Origin of the sequence: Sphaerisporangium melleum (assembly GCF_014646695.1) — a bacterium.
GTDB lineage: Bacteria > Actinomycetota > Actinomycetes > Streptosporangiales > Streptosporangiaceae > Sphaerisporangium > Sphaerisporangium melleum.
In genome coordinates this window covers 1-3,336 of sequence record NZ_BMNT01000101.1, presented here as the reverse complement: position 1 = coordinate 3,336, position 3,336 = coordinate 1, and the positions used below count along the sequence as shown (strand labels likewise).

The 3,336-nt window shown below is 70.5% G+C and carries 3 protein-coding genes; 1 reads left to right on the top strand and 2 read right to left on the bottom strand.

What is annotated here, in order from left to right; all coding sequences use genetic code 11:
* Positions 1 to 191 precede the first annotated feature (191 nt).
* Both IEY93_RS37230 and IEY93_RS37225 read right to left on the bottom strand, forming a co-directional pair.
* The gene (locus IEY93_RS37230) at positions 192 to 1,082 is read right to left on the bottom strand and encodes a hypothetical protein (RefSeq protein ID WP_189167858.1); all 891 of its coding nucleotides are present in this window, start codon (positions 1,080 to 1,082) and stop codon (positions 192 to 194) included.
* Between the two features lie 32 nt (positions 1,083 to 1,114).
* Positions 1,115 to 1,597 (bottom strand): glycine-rich domain-containing protein, encoded by a 483-nt coding sequence (locus IEY93_RS37225; RefSeq protein WP_203968141.1) that lies wholly within the window; start codon positions 1,595 to 1,597, stop codon positions 1,115 to 1,117.
* Between the two features lie 117 nt (positions 1,598 to 1,714).
* Between IEY93_RS37225 and IEY93_RS37220 the strand changes: the two genes are divergently transcribed.
* Positions 1,715 to 3,178 (top strand): hypothetical protein, encoded by a 1,464-nt coding sequence (locus tag IEY93_RS37220; protein WP_229691806.1) that lies wholly within the window; start codon positions 1,715 to 1,717, stop codon positions 3,176 to 3,178.
* Positions 3,179 to 3,336: the final 158 nt, after the last annotated feature.

Sequence of the window (3,336 nt, the reverse complement as noted above, 5' to 3'; positions counted from 1 at the left end):
CCCCCACTGGTTCGGCGCTCCCGTGGCCTGACGCCTCCGCCCGCCCATCCGGTTCCGCCTGATGTGTACGGCTCCGTCCGCTCGACGCGTCCGACGCCCTTCGAGGTTTTCAAGTCCGGGGGAACGCGAGATCCCGCCTGGTCCGGTGGCCGGGCGGGATCTCGGTCGCTCGGTTCCCCGGGGTTCGTTCGTCAGCTTGTGCGGTACTCCATCCAGGCGCGGCCTGCTGCCGCAGCGCGGGCGCGGGACTCCCGTATCCGTTCAGGCCCGTACCGTGCGACATACTCCCGGAACAGCACCCACACCGCGGCCAGGCCGGTCACAGCCGCATCGGGGGCGGTCTTCCACGCCGGGATCCGCTCGGCGAGAGCTTCGGCCTGGTGGGGGGTGTGGCCGGCGGCGATGAGCCGTGGGATCAGCAACGCGGTTTCGACCCAGGCTGCGCCGTGGCAGGCCAGGCCCCAGTCGATGACGTGGAGCCGGTCAGCGGCGATGAGGTTGGCGTGGTGGATGTCGGCGTGCAGGAGGGTTTCCCCGGCGAGCTGGTCGAGGTCGAAGCGGGCGCGGGCCGTCGTGTAGGTGTCGAGGCCGGCGAGGTCGGCGGGCGGCTCGGCGAGCAGGGTGTCGGCGCGTTTGAGGAGGAACGCGACGTTGTCGGTGACCGGGGGGACGTGGGCCGGGTTGGGGGTGAGAATGTCGCCCAGGGCTGCCACCAGGTCGATCACGTCGTCGAGGTCGGCGGAGCCGGGGGCGAGGTTCACCACGTGGTGGGCGGCGAGGTGATCGAAGACCAGGACGACCCATCCGTGGCCGTCCCCGCCCCACCGCATGCGGGGAGCGGGCACGGCCGCGGGGAGAGCGGCGTTGACGCGCTGTTCGCGCAGATAGAGCGTCGCGGACGGGGAGTCGACGGGCAGGGCCTTGACGAACACCGGGCCGGTGGGGGTGTCCAGCCGGGCTGCAGTCCCGGCGGTCAGCCCAACAGGTACCGGGGTGACGGTGTGGACGGCGCCGAGACGCTTTTCGATGTCGGCGCGTACCGCCGAGGGGAGACCCTCCCACTGGGGTGTCGTCTCGCGCATGCCCGCCGCTCCTTCATCCGCTTCCGCTGGGATCAGTTGCTGTCGGTGCAACCCTGGTGGCACTGGGAGCAGGGGTCGGGCTTGCACTTGCCGTCGCAGTCGGCGGCCTTAGACCACAGTTCGACGTCCACCGGCAGGCCGGCCGCGGTCATGGCTTCGACGGTAGCGCCGATGGTGGAGGTGTGTCCGGTGGACGCGCCATCCTCCTCGTCGGTGGGGCAGTGGTGGATGAACCGGCCCGCGACCTGGTCGCAGAACTTAACGTAGTCGCGGGTGTAGAGGATGAAGGTGTGCCAGCCGACGTCGACCTGCTTGCTGGGGGCGAGGGCGGCGGTGGGGTTGAGGGCGCACGCCTGCAGGAAGGCGAGGGCCTGGGTCATGACCCGCTCGGCGTAGTCGGTGGAGACGAGCTCCTCGGTGGCGATCCGGTTGACCAGGCGGGTGAGCAGGGTCTCGGGGATGAGCCGGCGAACGTCGGCGGTGGTCCACTGCCTGTGGGCTGCGGTGCTGGACATGGCGGCCTCCTTTCCCGGGGTGTCCCGGGGCCGGTCGGGTGTGTCTCCACCACGGTCCGCCGGTGCGGGGAAGCGCATCAATGTCAGTGTTGTGGCCGGACATTGCCAGCAAAGACAATGTTCGATCAGTGGCGGTGGCGTTACTCTCGGTTCGGGTTGTTCGCGCCGGAGGTCACCATGGCCATGAGCCGAGCACGACGGGCCGAGCTGCAACGCCGAGCCCAAGAGATACGCCTCACCTGCCAACGCGACGGCATGACCGTGCACCAGACGGCCGCGGCGATCGTCTCTGACCTGCCGCAGATGCTGCCGCTGGAAGCATGGCGGCTGGCCTACGGATGGTCCCGTCCCCAGTGCGTCGCCGGCATCGTGCAGCTGTACGCCGCGGCCGGGCTCGCCGAGCCCGGCCTGAACACGGCGATGTTGTGCAAGTGGGAGCACGGCGACAGCGACCCCGGCCCTGAGTACGGTCCAATGCTGTGCCGCTTCTACGGCGCAACTCCTTCTCAACTCGGGATAAGAAACCTGACACCGCCTACGTGCAGGGTTGCCTCTCCCGCTGCTGCGGCTGCGATCGTTACTGTGACGGCAGGCGGCGACACCAGCGAAGGCGAGGACCCGATGCGACGTCGGACACTGATAGCCGCAGCGGGCCTGTCGGTGCCGCTGCACCTGCTGGACAGGCTCGATGACGCGCTTGCCTTGTCTCCGTCGCCGGCTCGCCCGTCCGGGGTCGGGGACGTCAAGATCAGGCTGGCCATGGCGCGGCGAGCGTACGACGCCGGCGAGTTGGCGGTCGTGGTCGGCGGGTTGCCCGATCTGCTGTCGTCGGCGCAGGACGCCGCCGAGCGGGCGGGTACTCCCGCGTCGCTGGCGCTGCTGGCGGCGTGCTACGACGTGGCCACCGAAGCGTTGAACAAGATCGGGCGGAGGCCGGCGAGCCGGATCACTGCAGACCGGTCGACGGCATGCTCGGTGCGGTCTGGCTCTCCGGTGGCCATGGCCGCATCGGCGCGGGCTCTCGGGATCGTGCTCCGCCACGAAGGGCGGCCTGAGATCGCCGAACGGGTGACATTGCAGGCGGCCGGGCGGCTGGAGACCGCGGGGCTGCGCACGCCTGGGGAGGCGTCGATGTACGTGCGGATGCTGTGCACGTGCGCCTACAACGCCGCCCAGGCTGAAGAGCGGGATCGGGCGCTGGAGTTGATCGGCGAGGCCGAGCGGGTATCGCGGGCGGCGAGAAGAGAGGACCGGGTATCGCCTCAGGTGACGCTCTACCGGGTCGGTGTCCACTGGGCGCTCGGCGATGCCGGAACGGCGCTCCATGTAGGCCGCGACCTCAGGGCAGAGCAGTTCCCGACGCCCGAAAGGAGGGGGCGGCTTCACACCGACATGGCACGAGCATGGTGGATGTGGGGCAAGCCGGAGCAGGCCGCGCATGCGCTGCTCGCCGCGCACGCCGAGGCGCCGAGCGAGGTGCGGGACCGGCCGGCGATACGGCGGATCGCGGACGCGCTGGCGGCGCGGCATCCCCGGGTGTCCGGAGTCACGGAGCTCGCCGCGGCGCTCGCCCGCACCTAGGACGGCGTCAACCACTCCCCTGCCACAGGCATCTCACCTACGACTCGGGGATACACCATTCTCGGTCACGGGATGGGCCGCTCGGGTCGGCCACGTCGTCGACGCCGGCGAGGAACCGGACGTCCCCGCCGTGCTGCTGCGGCCGGACGGCCACGTGG